Consider the following 16,790-nt stretch of genomic DNA (forward strand, 5'->3'; position numbering starts at 1 on the left):
CTCGCAACCGGGCCCGTCGATCTCACCGCGCCGCAGGCCGAAGGGGGGTGACCTGCGACGGGGAGGCTGTGAAGACCGTCAGGACGCGGAGGTCGTGACCTCGATGCGCTGCGGCGTCGTCCCGGCGTAGACGCCGGAGACGGTGACGGTCAGGACACCTGCGTCGTAGCGGGCGCTGATCGCGCTCGCGTCGGCTGCCTTGGGGAGCGTCACGACGCGGTGGAACGCGCCGTAGCGGACCTCACGGACGCGGCGGCCGTCGGTCTCCTCGGCCCGCTCGTCCTTGCGCTCGCCGCGCACGACGAGCTTGCGGCCCTCGACCTCGACCGTGACGTCCTGCGCGGGGTCGATGCCCGGCAGGTCGAAGCGGGCGACGAGGTCGTCGCCGTCCTGGAAGACGTCGGCGTGAGCCGGGACGCCTGCCACGGGACGAGCAGTGAGGAGGTCGCGCAGGGCGCGGTCGAAAGCGGGAGCGGGGGTGGTCAGGGTGGTCGTCATGGTGACTCCTTCAGTCGTGATGGAACCTCTGACGGGTACAACTTGAGTCACCCACGCTCAATTCCAGATCTGCGTTCGCCCTGGACGAACGACCGCGTCCGTGGGGCGGGACCCGGCCTACTCGCAGCCCACCCCGTCGCCGTCGCGGTCCAGCTTCTTGCTGTAGCCGGGCTCGCCGACGCGGATCGGTGCCTTGCCCGCCGCGCGGACGGCGTCGCAGTTCGCGTACGACACGCTGCCGCCGCCCCCGCCGACGATCCCCGCGGGGGCGTCCGGCGTCGTCGCCTTCGGGGTGCTCGACGACGTCCCCGACCGACCGGCCGCTGCGCTCCGGGCCTGGAGGTCGGCCTCAGCCGTGGCCACGGCGCTCTCGCGTCCTTCCACCACGGTCAGCCGGGACTGCAGGTCGGTCTCCGCGGCCGCGGCGGCGGACTCGCGGGTCACGAGCTCGGCCTCCTTGGTCCCCACGGCTCCCTCCCGCTCGGTCATGGTGGCCTGGGCCGTGGCGAGGTCTTCCTGAGCGGTGAGGAGTGCTGCCTTGTCCTCCTCGACGCGCGCCTGCTCCGTCTGTACCTCTTCGAGCGTGGTCTCGGCAGCGGCGAGCTGCGAACCCGCTCGCCCCTTGCCGAGGAGGAGCCCGAGGACCAGGAATGCGAGGCAGAGGAAAGCGATGAGCACGATGCGCCGGGTGCGGTTGTCCTGTCGCGGGCCGGTGGTCGGGCCGACGCTCGCGAGGCCCGCGAGCGGCAGGAGCATGGTCTCCTCGCGCGGCTCGGTCACCGTGTCGTCGATCCACATCGGCCACCCGGCAGGAGGTGCCGGCCAGCTGGGATCGGGTTCCCAGGTCGAGTCGGGGATCCATCCGGCGGGCGGGACGGGCCAACCGGGAGGCGGGTTGAAACGAGCGCTCATGGCACTGCTCCTCGTCGAGGTGGCACACGCACGGTGGCGGTGCCGAGCACGGCCGTCCATCGGCCGACTACCCCGGAGGGTAGGGGAGCGGGTGCGGCGGGGCAGCATCCGCGGCCGGGTGAATTCCGCCGCGGATGCTGCTGACGCTGCCGCCGGCTCAGGCCTCGGGCGCTCCCAGGACCGCGACCAGGAAGTCGCCGCCCTCGGTGAACGGTCGCAGGTCCCACGTCGACAGCTTGAGCTGGACCTCGAGCCCGGCCTCGGCGGCGTCGGCGAAGAAGGCGTCGAACGCGTAGCCGCGCCCTGCGCCGAACCCGACGACGGCCCGCCCGCCTGGTGCCAGGTGGGCCCGGAAGCGGCGCAGCACCTCGACCTCGGTGCCGGGCGCGAGGAACGTCACGACGTTCCCGGCGCACACGATCAGGTCGAACGGTTCGGCGACCCCCATGGCGGGCAGGTCGAGCTCGGCGATGTCCGCGACGAGCCACGTCGAGCCGGGGTGGTCGGTCTCGGCGGCCTCGATGAGGACGGGATCGACATCGACCCCCACGACGGTGTGCCCGCGCGCCGCGAGCTCGGCACCCACGCGCCCCGGGCCGCAGCCGGCGTCGAGGATCCGCGCCCCGCGCGGGAGCATGGCGTCGACGAGCCGCGCCTCGCCCGCGAGGTCCGCGCCCTGAGCCGCCATCGCGCGGAAGCGCTCGACGTACCAGGTCGAGTGCGCGGGGTTCATGGCGGTCTTCTGCTCCCAGCGCGTGGGGTTGGCCTTGCTCACCGGTGCTCCTCGGGGTCGGTCGGGCGTGTGGTGGGGCGGTGGTGCGGGCTCGGACGACGCGGACGGGTCGGAACCTTCGGTCGGGCCGTCGGGCTGACCACCCGGTCGGTCCGGAGCCTCGACCGTACCTCTGCGGCGACCGCTGTCGGCAGCGGTCCAGGTCCGGGGTCACGGGGTCTCAGCGGCCGGGACCCGTGAGCCGCCGACCACGAGGTTCCGTGCGGTCGAGCACGAGGTTGAGTTCGCCAACAGCTCCATCACGACCGCAACCTCGTGCTCGGCACACTCCAGGGGGCGCCCGCACCACCGCGCCCCGGCGCCACCAGTGGATCGACCCCTACGGCTCGACGTCGTCGTGCAGCACCACGCGCGACAGCTCGATGTGCTCCCCGCGCTTCCAGTAGTGCAGCCGCCGTGCCGACGCGCGCTTGCTCTGGAGCGACGCCCGCCAGCACGTCGCGCCGTCCTCACGCACGAGCGCGGGGCTGCTGCCGCCCTCGTTGACGCGCAGCGGGTGCAGCTCGCGGCCCGCGATGTGCTCGGCGTCCCCGGTCAGCACCTCGACCACGACGTCGACGACCTTGGCCCGCGAGACGCCCTCGATCGCCGTGAGCGACGGCAGGAACCTGTCCCCGAGCGTGTACGGCGCGAGCGGCTTGCTCGCCTTCTCGGCGGCCGGGACGCGTCGGACCCACGCCAGCTGGACCTCGAACCGGAACTGCTCGACAGGGTCGAGGAACACGGCACCGTCGTCGGGTGCGGCGCCCGCGTGGCTCGCGGCCTTCTCGGCCTTCTTGAGCTGCTGCCGGCTGAGGTCGGCCTTGCGGTACCGGGTGCGGAAGTTCTCGGCCCGGGTCAGGGCCTCGGCCAGGTCCCGGTCGAGCTCGGCCGCCCGGAGCCGCAGCCCGCCGAGCTCGACCGCGGTCGCCTGCGCGGCTGCGCGCAGCAGCCCGACCTCGGCGGTCGCCGCGGCGAGGTCCGCCTCGAGCGTACGGGCGCGCGTGCGGCTCGCCTCGAGCGCGAGGCTCATGTCGCGCAGCGCCCCGCGGGTTGGCGCAGCGGGGGTGTCGCGTCGCGGCGCGTTGGCGATCAGGTCCAGCGGGGTCCGACGGCGCAGCCCGCCCTCGGCGCTCGAGCCAGGCTCGGCGAGGCCCGGCTCAGGTGCGGACGTCTCGCCGGTGAGCACCTCGGCGGGCGCCTCCGCGAGCAATTCCGTGGGAACCTCCTCGGCCGGTCCCGCGTCGGGTGACAGCCCGGGCAGGCGCAGCGACGGCAGCACCGGTAGCGACCTGGGCGGGGTCGGCCGGCTGAGGTCAGGGAGCACGAGCCACGGCGGTCCGCCGTCGAGCAGGCTCGGTGCGGGGACCGGGGCGTCGTCGCTGTCGGAGTCGTCGACGTCGTCGAGCCGCAGCCGCCACGGCGCGGTCGCCACGACACGGGCGAGCACGACCTCGCCCACCGTGAAGAGGTCGGTCAGCTCGTCGGCGGGGTTCCCGGTCACGTCGTCGCGCGGCACGGCGACCTCGAGCCCGGGGACGAGCCGCAGGTGCACGGTCGCGGGGGCGACCGCGGTCACGTCGGCGAGCACCACCTGCCCGACGGCGTACCCGCCCAGGTGCGTGTCCTCGCCCGGGCGCGTGGCGCCGTCGGGCACGAGGAGCGCACCGCGCACGTCCAGCCGGCGGCTCTCCCGGTCCAGCGTCCCTGCGACCCGTTGTCCGACGACCAGCAGCCGTGCGAGGCAGACCCCTGGGACGGTGAGCTCCTCGGCGATGCTCGCGAGCGAGTCGTCGTCGAGGGTCACGAACGCGCGCGGCCCGAGGATGGACCGGACGGTGCCCTCGACGCGAGGAGCGTCGGGGTCGTGCGACGTCCCGAGCAGGCCCGCGCTCAGGGCTGCGGTCAGGGTGTCGTGCGTGAGGTGGTCGTGCAGGCGGCGCGCGTCGGCGTCCGAGTAGGCGAACCGCAGCTTGCTGCGCCGCGGCAGGCCGACCCACTCGTGGTCGACCGGGTAGACGCGCGCGGCCCCGCCGTAGACCTGCGTCGACGGGGGCATCACGGCCGAGAACGCCCACGAGGCGTCGCCCGTGGGCAGGACGACGACCTCGGCCAGGCCCGAGACCTCCTCGAGCAGCCCGTCGAGGTCCACGTAGGGCGCGTCGTGCCCTGCGGCGACCGAGATCGCGACCACGGGCCAGGGTCTGCCCGGGGTCAGGAGGTGCGCGGCGAGGACCCGGGCGCCCTCGACGTCGGTGACCCAGCGGACGCCGGAGGGCGGCCTGCGGAGAGCCCCGGAACGTGGGCCCGCGGGGCCGTCCGGAGCGTCGACGGGCGCCGGTGACGAGCCCGACCTGGCCCGTTCCTTCGTCCTGTTGCGTCTGACCACGTGCTCACCTCCTCGTATGCCGTGGGGCACACCGTAACGGCTGTCGCCCACCTCGGGGCGCAGGTGCTGTGGTGTGGGGCGACGGGAGCGGGCGAGGCGTGAGGGGCCGCGCGGCCGGCCGACTGCTAGCGGCCGAACACCTCCAGGACGGGGGTGTCGCCGTCGACAAACCGGACGAACTGTCCCACGGTCGAGGGCGAGCGCAACGACTCCGCGACGACCAGGGCGACGTTGCCGCGCGACGTGTCGCCCTTCTCGGCCTCGACGTCGATCGTGCCGGTCGCCGGGTGGTTCGTCAGGGTGCCGGGACCCAGGATCGTCCAGTCGAGGTCGGTGCCGCGCAGGTGGTCGTCGGCCGCGAGCTTGGCGTCGGCGTACGGGAAGAAGCTGTTGTCCTCCGGGATCCCGTGGTCGGGCACCGAGCCGATCCACGACACCATGACGTAGCGCGGGACGCCCGCGGCGACGGCCGCGTCCATCGAGCGGATCGCGGCGTCGCGGTCGACCGCGTAGGTCCGTTCCGGGTCGCCGCCGCCGGCGCCCGCGGACCACACCACGGCGTCGTGCCCGCGCAGGGCCTCGGTGATCTCCTCGGTCGAGGCGTGCTCGACGTCGAGCAGGACCGGCGTCCCGCCCAGCTCCTCGACGAGCGGGAGCTGGGACTCGTGACGCACGATCCCGCTCACGGTGTTGTGGTGGTCCTTGAGGATCGGGACGAGCAGGCGGCCCACCTTGCCGTGGGCTCCGATCAGGGCGACGTTCATGGTTCTCCTCGGTGTCGGGTGCGGTGCTCCCTCCACCGTGCACCGAGGAGGGGCGGACCGCCTGCTGGGGGATCTGGCGGGCTACTCCTCGACGACCGCGACCGTCACGTCGATGTTGCCGCGCGTCGCGTTCGAGTAGGGGCAGACCTGGTGCGCTGCCTCGACGAGCTCCTGGGCGACCGCGCGCTCGACGCCCGGCAGGCTTGCCTCGAGGTGCACCGCGAGCGTGTAGCCGCCTGCGTCGAGCGGGCCGATGGAGACGCTCGCGCCGATCGCCGAGTCCGCGACCGCGATCTTGCGCTGGCGCGCGACGCCCAGGAGGGCCGAGTGGAAGCACGCCGCGTAGCCCGCGGCGAAGAGCTGCTCGGGGTTGGACCCGTCGCCGCTGCCGCCCATCTCCTTGGGCACGGCGACGTCGAGGTCGACGCGCCCGTCGGTCGACCGGACGTGGCCGTTGCGGCCCTCTCCAGTGGCGAGTGCTTCCGCGGTGTAGAGAACCTTCATCGTGCTACCTCCAGGGTTGGTCGACGGACGAACCCCTCGAACGTATGTCGCTCCGGGCAACTGTGCGTGGTCGGTTCGCCCAGGGCGCAGCGGCGTCCGACCGGAGGCCCGTCCCCAGGTACCGTGTAACGTCGCCGCCTCGGCGTCCTTCCTCGACCACGGAACGACCGCACCCCCATGACCAACGCACCTTCGCCGTCGGGCACGCCTGACGGCTCGTCCTCCTCCCTGCCCGACGGCGCCACGCACCCGCCCGCGCCCCTCGCCCCCGAGGGTGAGCAGCTCGCGCACGGCCTACGCACCCGCCACCTGACGATGATGGGCCTCGGCTCGGCGATCGGTGCCGGTCTGTTCCTCGGCAGCGGCGTCGGGATCGCGACGGCCGGACCAGCCGTCCTGGTCTCGTACGCGGTCGCCGGGCTGCTCGTGATCCTCGTCATGCGGATGCTCGCGGAGATGGCCGCGGCCGTGCCGTCGAGCGGGTCGTTCTCCGTCTACGCCGAGACCGCGCTGGGACGCTGGGCCGGCTTCACGCTGGGCTGGCTGTACTGGTTCACGCTCATCATGGTGCTCGGTGCGGAGATCACGGGGGCCTCGCAGATCGTCTCCGGGTGGGTCCCGGGCGTGCCGCAGTGGGTCGTCGCGCTCGTGTTCGTCGCGGTGTTCGCGGTCGTGAACCTGTGGGGCGTCAAGCACTTCGGCGAGTTCGAGTTCTGGTTCGCGTTCATCAAGGTCGCGGCGATCGTCGCGTTCCTGGTGATCGGGGTCCTGCTCGTGCTGGGCTGGCTGCCCGGCACCGACCCGGTGGGCACGACCAACATCTTCGGTGACCCTGCCTCGCTCGCGGGCTTCGCGCCGAACGGGCTGCCGGGCATCGCGGCCGGGCTGCTGGTCGTCGTCTTCGCGTTCGGCGGTATCGAGATCGTGACGATCGCCGCGGCCGAGGCGCGCGACCCGCAGAAGGCGATCGTCACCGCGACGCGCTCGATCGTGTGGCGCATCCTCTTCTTCTACGTCGGCGCGGTCGCGATCATGGCGCTCGTGCTGCCGTGGGACGCCCCCGAGCTGCTGAGCGGCCCGTTCGTCGCGGTGCTCGACCTCGCGGGGCTGCCGAGCGCAGCCCGGCTCATGGAGGCCGTGGTCGTCGTGGCGCTGCTGTCCGCGTTCAACGCGAACGTCTACGGCACCTCGCGCATGGCGTTCTCGCTCGCGGGCCGCGGCGACGGCCACCCCGCGCTGACCAAGGTCTCGCCGACCGGGGTCCCCTGGGTCGCGGTGCTGCTCTCGGTGTTCTTCGGCCTCGTGTCCGTGGGGCTCAACTGGCTGCTGCCGGGCGAGGTCCTGGGCATCTTGCTCAATGCGGTGGGCTCGGCGCTGCTCGTCGTCTGGGTCTTCATCGCGGTGTCCCAGCTCCGGCTGCGCCGTCGCCTCGAGGCCGCAGCGGGCGGCGCCGACCGGATGACGCTGCGCATGTGGGCGTACCCGTGGCTCACGTGGGCGACGCTGGCGGGGTTGGCGGGGCTCGTGGTGCTCATGCTGTTCGACGACGCCGCGCGCGTCCAGCTCGTCTCGACCGTGGTGCTCGTGGGCGTGATCGTCGCGGTGTACGGGGTGCGGTCGTGGCTGCGGAGTCGCAGGGAGCGGGCCGGCGTCTCGTCCTGACGAGCGCCGCGCACGCCACGCACCGTCGCCCGAACCGTTGACACCCACCCCCTCGCGGGTGTGCGCTGGAATCTCGCGCCGAAGTGCACCGGGAGTCTCGGGGAGAACCCATGTCTCGCATCGCCGGCTGGATCACGCACCGTTACGCCAAGTGGGTCGTCATCGCGTTCTGGGCGGTCGTCCTGGCACTGACCGCGCCGCTGGCCGGCAAGCTCACGGGAGCGCAGGACAACGACGCCAAGTCCTGGCTCCCGGCCGACGCCGAGTCGACCCAGGTGCTCGACGTCGCGAGCAGCTTCACCTCGCCCAACACGATCCCGGCGGTCCTGGTCTACGTGCGCGAGTCGGGCCTCACGCCCGAGGACCTCGCGGCGGTCTCCCAGGACGTCGCGACGTTCGGTGAGCTCGACACCCTGGACGGGGACGTCGTCGGGCCGATCCCGTCCGAGGACGGGCAGGCTGCCCAGGTGATCGTCCCGCTCGACCTGGGCAGCGAGGGCTGGAACCTCGCGGCCGACGCGGTCGCGGACCTGCGCGCGACCGCCGAGGACGGCGCGAACGGCATGGAGGTCTACGTGACCGGTCCGGCCGGCTCGGCCGCGGACTCGTCCGCAGCGTTCGAGGGCATCGACTCGACGCTGCTCTACGCGGCCGCGGGCGTCGTGATCGTCATCCTGCTGCTGACGTACCGCAGCCCCACCCTGTGGCTCCTGCCCGTGGTCTCGGCGGGGGTCGCGCTGACCGTGTCGCAAGCCGTGATCTACGTCCTGGCCGACACCACCGGCCTGACCGTGAACGCGCAGAGCGCGGGCATCCTCACGGTCCTGGTCTTCGGGGCAGGGACGGACTATGCCCTGCTGCTCGTCGCGCGCTACCGGGAAGAGCTCCGTCGTCACGAGGACCGGCACGAGGCCATGGCGCTCGCGCTGCACCGCGCGGGTCCGGCGATCGTCGCGAGCGGTGCGACGGTCGCGATCGGCATGCTGTGCCTGCTGTTCGCGCAGATGAGCTCGACGGCCGGGCTGGGTCCCGTCGCGGCGGTCGGGATCGTGGTGGCGCTGCTGGTCATGCTGACGCTGCTGCCCGCGCTGCTCGTCGCGACGGGCCGGTGGGTCTTCTGGCCGCGCGTCCCGCGCCTGGGCGACGACGAGCCGACCGAGCACGGCGTCTGGGCGCGGCTCGGGGCACGCATCTCCCGCCGGCCGCGGCGCGTGTGGGTCGTGACGTCGATCGTGCTGGCCGTGCTGGGCCTGGGCATCACGCAGCTCGACGCCAACGGGCTGTCGAGCGCCGAGTCGTTCCGGGGCGAGCAGCCCTCGATCGTGGGCGAGCGGGTCCTGAGCGAACATTTCCCGGCCGGCTCGGGGTCTCCCGTGGTCGTCGTCGCCGACGCCTCGTCGCCCACCGCGGTGGCAGCCGTGCACGACGCGTTCGCGAGCACCGAGGGCATCGATGCCTCGACCGTGACCGAGCCCGTGTCCGCGGGCGGCTACGCGTACATGGAGGGCACGCTCACGTCCGAGCCGGACTCCCGCGCGGCCTACGACACGGTCGACCGGGTCCGGGACGCGGTCCACGCGGTCCCGGACGCCGACGCCATGGTGGGCGGGGCGAGCGCGATCACGCTCGACGTCCAGCGCGCCTCGTCCGCGGACAACCAGCTCATCATCCCGATCATCCTGCTGACCGTGCTCGTCATCCTCGCGCTGCTCCTGCGCGCGATCACGGCCCCGCTCATCCTGGTCGCGACCGTGGTGCTGTCGTTCACCGCGGCGCTGGGCGTGAGCGCGCTCGTGTTCACGTACGTGTTCGGGTTCGAGGGCGCCGACACCTCGTTGCCGCTGTTCGTGTTCGTGTTCCTCGTCGCGCTCGGGATCGACTACAACATCTTCCTCATGACCCGCGTGCGCGAGGAGTCGCTGCGCGTCGGGACGCGGCGGGGCGCGCTCATCGGGCTGGCTGCGACGGGAGCGGTCATCACGTCGGCCGGGCTGGTCCTCGCGGGGACGTTCGCGGTGCTGGGCACGCTGCCCGTGGTCGCGTTCGCGGAGATCGGGTTCGCGGTCGCGTTCGGCGTCCTGCTCGACACGCTCGTGGTCCGCTCGGTGCTCGTCACGGCCCTGAACCTCGACGTGGGCCGACACATGTGGTGGCCGAGCGCCCTGGGCCGCAAGGAGGACGTGCCGGCCGAGGAGGCGCCCGCAGTCCCGTCGGGCGCTCCGGTCCGCGAGTAGCGTCCCGCACGGAAGGCCCACGCCCGACGGCGGAGCGCACCTCCCGGGGGAGCGGCGCCGTCGGGCGGGTCGCGTCAGACCACGTCCTCCCGCTGCAGCAGGCGCAGCGTGATCCAGCCGATCAGGACGGGGATCCAGCACGAGATCAGGCGGTAGAGCAGGACCGCGGGCAGGGCGATCGCGGACGCGATCCCGAAGCTCACGAGCCCGCCCGTGAGCGCGGCCTCGACGACGCCCACGCCTCCCGGGGTCGGTGCCGCCGAGGCGAGGGTCTGCCCGACCATGGTCGAGAACGCCGCGGCGATCGGGTCGTTGCCGCCGCCGAGCGCGAGGAGGCAGGCCCACAGGGTCGCGGCCGAGGACAGCGTGGTGCCCATCGCACCCAGGATCGAGAGGCCGAGCCGGCGCGGGTCCTTCGCGAGCCCGCCGAGCTGGCGGAACGCGGGCAGCACGTCGTCGCGCGCGTACGTGCGGACCGCGTGCCGGAACCGCGGCACCACGAGCACCGTGACGACCGTGACGACGACCGCCACGACCGCCGCGAGCAGCGCCCACCGGGCCCAGCCCGGCATGTGGTGGTCGATGCTGCGCCCCGCGACGAGCGCCAGGATGCTCAGGAGCACCAGGTGGGTCAGGACCTGCACGATGCTCTGGAGAGCGACCGTGCCCGTCGCGAGCGCGGTGCTCATGCCCGACTTCGACAGGTAGCGGACGTTGAGCGCGAGCGATCCGACGCTCGCCGGGGTCGCGGTGCCTGCGAACGCGTTCGCGAGCTGGACCCGGGTGGTCCGCAGGAACGGCAGGTGCATCGGGGAGCAGGCCGCGAGGGAGGCCGCGGCCGCGAAGAACCCCGTCGCGGCGAAGAGCACGGCCAGGATCGCCCAGGCGGGCTGCGCGTCGCGCAAGGCCTTGCCCATGCGGGGGATCTCGCTGATCTCCGGGATGACCACGTAGGTGAGCCCGCCGATGAGCACGAACCACACGAGCACGCGCAGGGCGTGGCTCCGGGGCGACCGGACCACCTTGGGGGCCTGGTCCGGGGCCGCATCCGGCTGGCCCGGAGCCGCAGCCTGGGGTTCGGGGGTCGAGTCGTGCGAGATGGAGAGCTCCTTGCCGGGACGGGGACTGGTCGGCGACCTTGTCGGCGGACGGGTCACGCGGTTCAGTCGTTCGGCGTGACCTCAGGCAGCGGCGACGGGCCGTCCGCGGGCACCCACCCCTTGGGCGGACGGATCGTGGGGACGTCACCCACGATCGGCACCGGGCGACGGTGGAACGGGAAGCCGTAGCGCGTCACGAGGCCTGCGAGCGTCGTGAGGCGGTTGCGGGGCCCGATCAGGCTCATGATGTGCACGAACAGCCACGCGAGCCACGCGCTGCCGCGGGTCAGCCGCAGCTTCCCGGCGATGTCCGCGACGGCCGCGCGGCGTCCGATGACGGCCATGGTGCCCTTGTCGAGGTACCTGAGCGACGTCGTCGGGCGCCCTTGGACGAGCGCGCGGATGTTGCGCCCCGCGACCTTGCCCGACTGGATCGCGGGCTGGGCGAGCTGGGGCAGGCCCGCGGGCGAGATCGCGATGTCGCCGGCCGCGAAGTGGTCGGGCCAGCCCTCGACCTGCAGGTCGTCGCCCACGCGGATGCGGCCGCCGTCGCCCAGCGGGAGGTTCCAGCGCGAGACCTCCTCGTGCGGGGCCACGCCCGCGGCCCAGACCGTGAGGTCCGAGCGGATGAAGGTGCCGTCGGTGAGCTCGACGCCGTCGGGCAGGACCTTCGCGACGCCCGCACCCAGGTGCAGGTCGACGCCACGACGCTGGAGCTCGCGCGCCGCGTAGGTGCGGAGCTTGGCGGGGAACGGCTTGATGAGCTCGGTGCCGCGCTGGACGATCTTGACGCTGAACGCGTCGCCGTGGATCTCCGGGTACGCGGGGGCGAGCCCCTGCGTACGGAGCTCGGCGAGCGCCCCGGCGACCTCGACCCCCGTCGACCCGCCGCCCACGACGACCACGCGGAGCCCGTCGTCGGTCTCCGGGGTGGCTGCGGACTTCTCGAGCCGCACGAACAGGGTGTCGCGGATCTTCAGCGCCTGCGAGCGCGAGTACATCGCGAACGCGTGCTCCTTGGCGCCGGGCGTGCCGAAGAAGTTGGTCGTGACGCCGTTGGCCAGCACGAGGTAGTCGTAGCGGATCTCCTCGTCGTTGAGGAGCCGGAGGGTCTTGTGCTGCGGGTCGAGGCCCACGAGGTGCTCGTGCACCACGCGCACGTTGGCCTGACCCAGGCGCAGCGCACGCAGGAAGTAGGTGACGTCGCCCGGGTTCAGGCCGCCCGTGGCCACCTGGTAGAGCAGCGGCTGGAACGTGTTGTAGACGCGGCGGTCGATCAGCGTGATGCGCACCGGGGCTCCGGCGAGCGCCTTGACGGTCGCGAGGCCGGCGAACCCGCCGCCCACGACGACGACGTGGGGGAGCGCGTCGTGCGCCCCGGTGGGCGCGGGCTGCGCGGCGGTGCCGTCGTTCACTGTGTGTGCCTCTCGATACGTCTCGTGGTGCGACACGACGATGTGCCGGGTGGTCCGGGGCACGAGCGTATGCCGGGCGGGGGCCCGCTGCCACGGTGCCGCGCCCTGTGCGGGGCCCCGCGGAGGGATCGGCGGGGGTGCCGCCAGCGGCCGGGCCGCGGGTCCGGGCGGCTCCCGTGACGCGGATCACGGGTCCTTCCGTCCGGCGTCGTGTGGACAACCGAGCCCCTCGGCGCGTAACTTCGAACTGACCGGTCAGTCTAAAAGAGTGGCCGGACTGGAACTTTCGGAGGAACCCCCATGAACCAGCCCGTCGCCCGACACGGCAGCGACGAGGCCACGTACCTCGTGCAGGCCACCGTGACCACGCCCGCCGGCGCCCCCGGCACCACGAACCACCAGGTGCCCGACGCCGTCGCGCACCTCCCGCAGGGCGGCCTCGCCGCCGCGGACATCGCCGACGACATGACGCTGCGCGGCCCGCACGGCGGCGAGATCGCCGAGACCTTCGAGCCCGCCGACGGCGCGCCGCTCCCCGCCGCGAGCCCGCACGCGATCAGCGCCTACGACCTCCAGCTCCACGGCCCGCGCGGCCTCGTCTACGGACCCGTCGACCTCGAGGTCCCCGCCGGTGAGGTCGTCGTCCTCCAGGGCCCGCAGGGCGCCGGGCGCTCGAGCCTGCTCCTGACCCTCGCGGGCCGCATGGCCCCCGACCACACCCCGGACGGCTGGCTCGTCGTGCTCGGCGAGAGCCTCACGGGCCGTCGTGCGCGCCGCACCGCGGTCCAGCGTCGCGCGGCGATCGCGGGCTTCCACGGGATCGACGAGCTCGACGACGCCGTCACGGTCGGCGACTCGGTGCGCGAACGCCTCACCTGGCTCGCGCCCTGGTACCGCCGGACGCCCAAGGCCACCCAGGAGGTCTACGAGCGCGTTGCCCGCCCCGTGTTCGGCCCGCGCGAGCTGCCCGCGCTCGACTCGATGGTCTGGGACCTCGACGAGGTCGACGCGATGCTCCTGCGCATCGCGATCGCCATGGCCCAGGGCCCCGAGCTGCTCGTGGTCGACGACCTCGACCAGGTCCACGACTCGGCACGCCGCCAGATCGTCTGGGAGCGCCTCGAGGCGATCGCGGCCACGGGCGTGACCGTCGTCGGCTCGGTCGCCTCCGCAGGCGAGGTCGACGCGATGCGCTGGGGCCGTGCCCCGCACGTCGTGCGGCTCGCGACCGGCCCGCAGCTCGTCGCGGCCTGACCCCCACCCCTCCCGGGCGACGGTCGTCGCCCCGCCCACGCTCCGGCGTCGGGCCCCTCCTTCGCACGTACAGAACGGAAACACCTCTCGTGATGTCTTGGACCTCCACCGGTACGGAGCTGCGGCGGTTCCGCCGCGGCCTCCTGCCCAAGCTCGCCGTGGGCGCGATGATCTTCGTGCCCCTGCTCTACGGGGCGATGTACCTGTGGGCCTTCTGGGACCCGACCGGCAACCTCGACAAGCTGCCCGTCGCGATCGTCAACGCCGACACGGGCACCACGATCGCGTCCGAGGACGGCGACGAGACGCTGAACGCGGGCGAGGACGTCACGACCAAGCTCGTCGACTCGGGCGACCTCGAGTGGGCCCAGGTCGACGCCACGACGGCCGAGAAGGGCGTCAAGGACGGCACCTACTACTTCGCGCTGACCATCCCCGAGGGCTTCTCCGAGGGCATCGCGAGCGCCGCGGGCGACGACCCGCAGGCCGCTCAGCTCATGGTCACGTACAACGACGCGAACTCGTTCCTCGCGACGACCCTGGGACGCAGCGCCATGACGCAGGTCCAGGGCGCGGTGCGCGAGGAGATCGGTGCGCAGGCCGTCGACAAGGTCCTCGTGGGCCTCGGCAGCGCGCGTGACGGGTTCGCGCAGGCCTCCGACGGGTCGCTCACGCTCACCACGGCGAGCGGCCAGCTGACCGACGGTGCGACGCAGGTCGCCGACGGCGCCACGACCGCAGCCGACGGCGCGGGCACGCTCGCGTCGGGGATCGACCAGCTCGCCGACGGTGCGGGCAGCGCCGTGACCGGTGCGGGCAAGCTCGCGAACGGCGCCGGCGCCCTGTCGCAGGGTGCGTCCTCCGCGAGCGCCGGAGCCTCGAAGCTCGCCGCAGGCGCTTCGTCCGCGGCCGACGGTGCGTCGGCCCTAGCGGCCGGCGCGGCCACGACGCAGTCGGGCATGGTCCAGCTCGCCGACGGCGCGCACCAGCTCGCCACCGGCTTCACGGCCCCGACGGGCCTCGTGGCCGGGGCGGACAAGGCCGCCGCGGGCGCCCAGCAGGTGGCCGACGGCGTCACGCAGGTCCAGGGACAGGTCACCTCGCTCGCGGGGAGCGTCCCGACGCTCCGCGCGCTGCTCCAGCAGAACGCCGCGGTGCTCGGCGCCTCGACCGACCCCCAGGCCCAGGCGCTCGCTGCCGCGAACAAGCAGGCTCTCGGCCAGCTGCCCTCGGACGCCGAGCTCGCGCAGAGCGCGGCCGGACTCCGGGCTCTGGCGGACGGCTCGCAGCAGGTCGCCGCAGGGCTGCCCGCACTCTCCACGGGCATCAAGGCGGCCTCGGCCGGCGCTGCGCAGATCGACGCGCAGCTCCACCCGGGCTCGGGCGCGCAGACCGTCCGGGACGGCGTCGACGGCGTGGCCGCCGGTGCCGCGAACCTGAGCAGCGGTCTCTCGACCCTGCGCGGCGGTGCCTCCGACCTCGCGGCGGGGAACGCGTCGCTCGCGTCCGGTGCGGGCACGCTCGCGGCCGGCACCTCGTCCCTGTACTCGGGCGCCCAGCAGCTCGCGACCGGTGCGCAGTCCGCCGCGACCGGGGCAGGCGCGCTCGCCGAGGGCACCCGCACCCTGGCCGACGGCGCGACGCAGGTCGCCGACGGCGGCGCCCAGCTCACTGAGGGCGCGCAGACCCTGACCGACAAGCTCGCCGAGGGCTCCGAGGCCATCCCCGACGACGGCACGGCCCTGCGCGAGCAGCGCGCCGAGGTCATCGCGGCCCCCGTGACCGTCGCGGACACCGACCTGGCCGAGGCCGAGGGCTTCGGCGAGGGCTTCGCGCCGTTCTTCATCCCGCTCGCCCTGTTCGTGGGCGCGCTCATCACGTGGCTGCTCATGCGTCCGCTGCCCTCGCGGGCCCTCGCGACGCCGGCCTCGGGCCTGCGCGCCACGCTCGCCGGGTTCCTGCCCGCGCTGTGCATCGGGTTCGCCCAGGTCGCCGTGATGCTCGCGGTCATCCACTGGGGCGTGGGGCTCGACATGACCCACGCGCTCGGGACGCTCGCGTTCACGACCCTGATCGCCGCGACGTTCCTCGCGCTCCAGCAGGCCCTCATGGCGCTGCTCGGCCCGGCTGCGGGCAAGGTCGCGATCCTGGCGCTGCTCATGCTCCAGCTCGCGTCCTCGGGCGGCACCTACCCGGTGCAGACCACGCCCGCGTTCTTCCAGGCCATCCACCCGCTGCTGCCCATGAGCTACGCCGTGGACGGGCTGCGCCAGACGATCACGGGCGGGGTCGACGGACGGCTCTGGTTCGCGGTGGTCTACCTCGGCGTGCTGCTGCTAGCGTCGCTGGCGATCAGCGCCTGGCGGGCGGGGCGCATGCGCACCTGGACCCTCGATCGCCTGCACCCGGCGCTCGAGATCTGACGACGAAGAGGCTGGACGAACGATGACGACGACCAAGGCGGACCCGACGGCGGACGGACGCGACGCCGTCGGGCCCCTTGAGCCGGGCGCCACCGCGGAGTCCGGCGCCCCGACGGGGACCCGGCGCGAGCAGGCCTTCGCGGCCCGTCGCGCCGGGACCCGGCAGCAGATCATCGACGCGGCCGTGAGCCTCATCGCCGACCAGGGCTTCACGGCCACGTCCGTCGACGACATCGCGTCCGCGGCGGGCGTGGCCAAGGGCAGCGTCTACTACAACTTCGGGTCCAAGTCCGACGTGTTCGAGGCGGCGCTCGCGGGCGGCCTCGAACGACTGACCCTCACGCTCGAGTCGGCCCGCGCCGACCTGCACGGCAAGGCCGCGCTCGCGGCGCTCATCGCGTCGCTGCTCGAGCAGATCCGCGCCCACCCGGACTTCGCGAAGCTCCTCGCGGCCGAGGTCTTCCGGGTCGGGCGCGAGTGGCAGGAGACCGTGGGGCACATCCGCGCACGCGTCATCGAGTTCTACGCCGCGGCGCTGCGCGAGGAGCGGCCCGGGGCGGACGTGTCGCTGCTCGCGGCCTCGGTGTTCGGGGCGACGCTCGTCGCGGGGCTCGAGTGGCTCGTGTTCCAGCCCGAGCGCGAGTTCGACGAGGTCCTGGCCGCGGTGCTGGAGCTGATCGCGGGGCTGTGACGGGCGTCGGCTGGCCCACCGGAGCCGCGGTGCTGGCCGCACTCGCCGGCTGCGGGTGCCGGCCGCGCGACACGGTGCTTGCCTTGCGACGCCGGCAGCGCACCGCGTAGACGGGATGTGGTGTCACCAGGGGGGAGACGTGTTTCTGCGCAGCCACCACAATGGTGGTGGC

General features: G+C 73.5%; 13 protein-coding genes. 5 read left to right on the forward strand and 8 right to left on the reverse strand.

Features of this window, described 5'->3' with window-relative positions; genetic code table 11:
• Positions 1 to 78 precede the first annotated feature (78 nt).
• The 6 genes from ACFWFR_RS09545 to ACFWFR_RS09570 all read right to left on the reverse strand — a co-directional run bounded on the left by ACFWFR_RS09545 (position 79) and on the right by ACFWFR_RS09570 (position 5,839).
• Positions 79 to 498: an Hsp20/alpha crystallin family protein gene (locus ACFWFR_RS09545; protein ID WP_191804262.1), complete on the reverse strand. Its 420-nt coding sequence runs from the start codon at positions 496 to 498 to the stop codon at positions 79 to 81.
• 117 nt (positions 499 to 615) lie between these two features.
• Positions 616 to 1,410, reverse strand: a complete 795-nt coding sequence (locus ACFWFR_RS09550; RefSeq protein ID WP_377622640.1) for an excalibur calcium-binding domain-containing protein — start codon at positions 1,408 to 1,410, stop codon at positions 616 to 618.
• 157 nt (positions 1,411 to 1,567) lie between these two features.
• Positions 1,568 to 2,143, reverse strand: a complete 576-nt coding sequence (locus ACFWFR_RS09555; protein ID WP_377622660.1) for a class I SAM-dependent methyltransferase — start codon at positions 2,141 to 2,143, stop codon at positions 1,568 to 1,570.
• 379 nt (positions 2,144 to 2,522) lie between these two features.
• Complete coding sequence (locus tag ACFWFR_RS09560) at positions 2,523 to 4,571, reverse strand: hypothetical protein (RefSeq protein WP_377622642.1); 2,049 nt, start codon at positions 4,569 to 4,571, stop codon at positions 2,523 to 2,525.
• Positions 4,572 to 4,696: 125 nt separating this feature from the next.
• Positions 4,697 to 5,335 carry an SDR family oxidoreductase gene (locus tag ACFWFR_RS09565; protein ID WP_377622644.1) on the reverse strand — a complete coding sequence of 213 codons (639 nt, stop codon included), beginning with the start codon at positions 5,333 to 5,335 and terminating at the stop codon, positions 4,697 to 4,699.
• Positions 5,336 to 5,416: 81 nt separating this feature from the next.
• On the reverse strand, positions 5,417 to 5,839 hold the full coding sequence (locus ACFWFR_RS09570) for an organic hydroperoxide resistance protein (protein WP_377622646.1): 423 nt from the start codon (positions 5,837 to 5,839) through the stop codon (positions 5,417 to 5,419).
• A gap of 177 nt (positions 5,840 to 6,016) precedes the next feature.
• Here ACFWFR_RS09570 and ACFWFR_RS09575 point away from each other — a divergent pair, with 177 nt between their 5' ends.
• Positions 6,017 to 7,501, forward strand: a complete 1,485-nt coding sequence (locus ACFWFR_RS09575; RefSeq protein WP_377622647.1) for an amino acid permease — start codon at positions 6,017 to 6,019, stop codon at positions 7,499 to 7,501.
• Positions 7,502 to 7,611: 110 nt separating this feature from the next.
• On the forward strand, positions 7,612 to 9,735 hold the full coding sequence (locus ACFWFR_RS09580) for an MMPL family transporter (RefSeq protein WP_377622649.1): 2,124 nt from the start codon (positions 7,612 to 7,614) through the stop codon (positions 9,733 to 9,735).
• 74 nt (positions 9,736 to 9,809) lie between these two features.
• Here the strand turns inward: ACFWFR_RS09580 and ACFWFR_RS09585 are convergent, their stop codons facing one another.
• Both ACFWFR_RS09585 and ACFWFR_RS09590 read right to left on the reverse strand, forming a co-directional pair.
• Positions 9,810 to 10,892, reverse strand: a complete 1,083-nt coding sequence (locus ACFWFR_RS09585) for a YbhN family protein (protein ID WP_377622651.1) — start codon at positions 10,890 to 10,892, stop codon at positions 9,810 to 9,812.
• Between the two features lie 5 nt (positions 10,893 to 10,897).
• A complete protein-coding gene (locus ACFWFR_RS09590) occupies positions 10,898 to 12,250 on the reverse strand; it encodes an NAD(P)/FAD-dependent oxidoreductase (protein WP_377622653.1) in 1,353 nt (450 codons plus the stop codon).
• Positions 12,251 to 12,550: 300 nt separating this feature from the next.
• On the opposite strand from ACFWFR_RS09590, the gene ACFWFR_RS09595 reads away from it, so the two are divergent.
• The 3 genes from ACFWFR_RS09595 (at position 12,551) to ACFWFR_RS09605 (ending at position 16,618) form a co-directional block, all read left to right on the forward strand.
• Positions 12,551 to 13,504, forward strand: coding sequence for an ATP-binding cassette domain-containing protein (locus tag ACFWFR_RS09595; RefSeq protein ID WP_377622655.1), 954 nt, complete (start codon positions 12,551 to 12,553; stop codon positions 13,502 to 13,504).
• A 92-nt stretch (positions 13,505 to 13,596) separates the two neighbouring features.
• Positions 13,597 to 15,927 carry a YhgE/Pip family protein gene (locus ACFWFR_RS09600; RefSeq protein WP_377622657.1) on the forward strand — a complete coding sequence of 777 codons (2,331 nt, stop codon included), beginning with the start codon at positions 13,597 to 13,599 and terminating at the stop codon, positions 15,925 to 15,927.
• Between the two features lie 22 nt (positions 15,928 to 15,949).
• On the forward strand, positions 15,950 to 16,618 hold the full coding sequence (locus ACFWFR_RS09605; RefSeq protein WP_377622659.1) for a TetR/AcrR family transcriptional regulator: 669 nt from the start codon (positions 15,950 to 15,952) through the stop codon (positions 16,616 to 16,618).
• Positions 16,619 to 16,790 lie beyond the last annotated feature (172 nt).

Origin of the sequence: Oerskovia sp. NPDC060287 (genome assembly GCF_042726775.1) — a bacterium.
GTDB lineage: Bacteria > Actinomycetota > Actinomycetes > Actinomycetales > Cellulomonadaceae > Oerskovia > Oerskovia merdavium.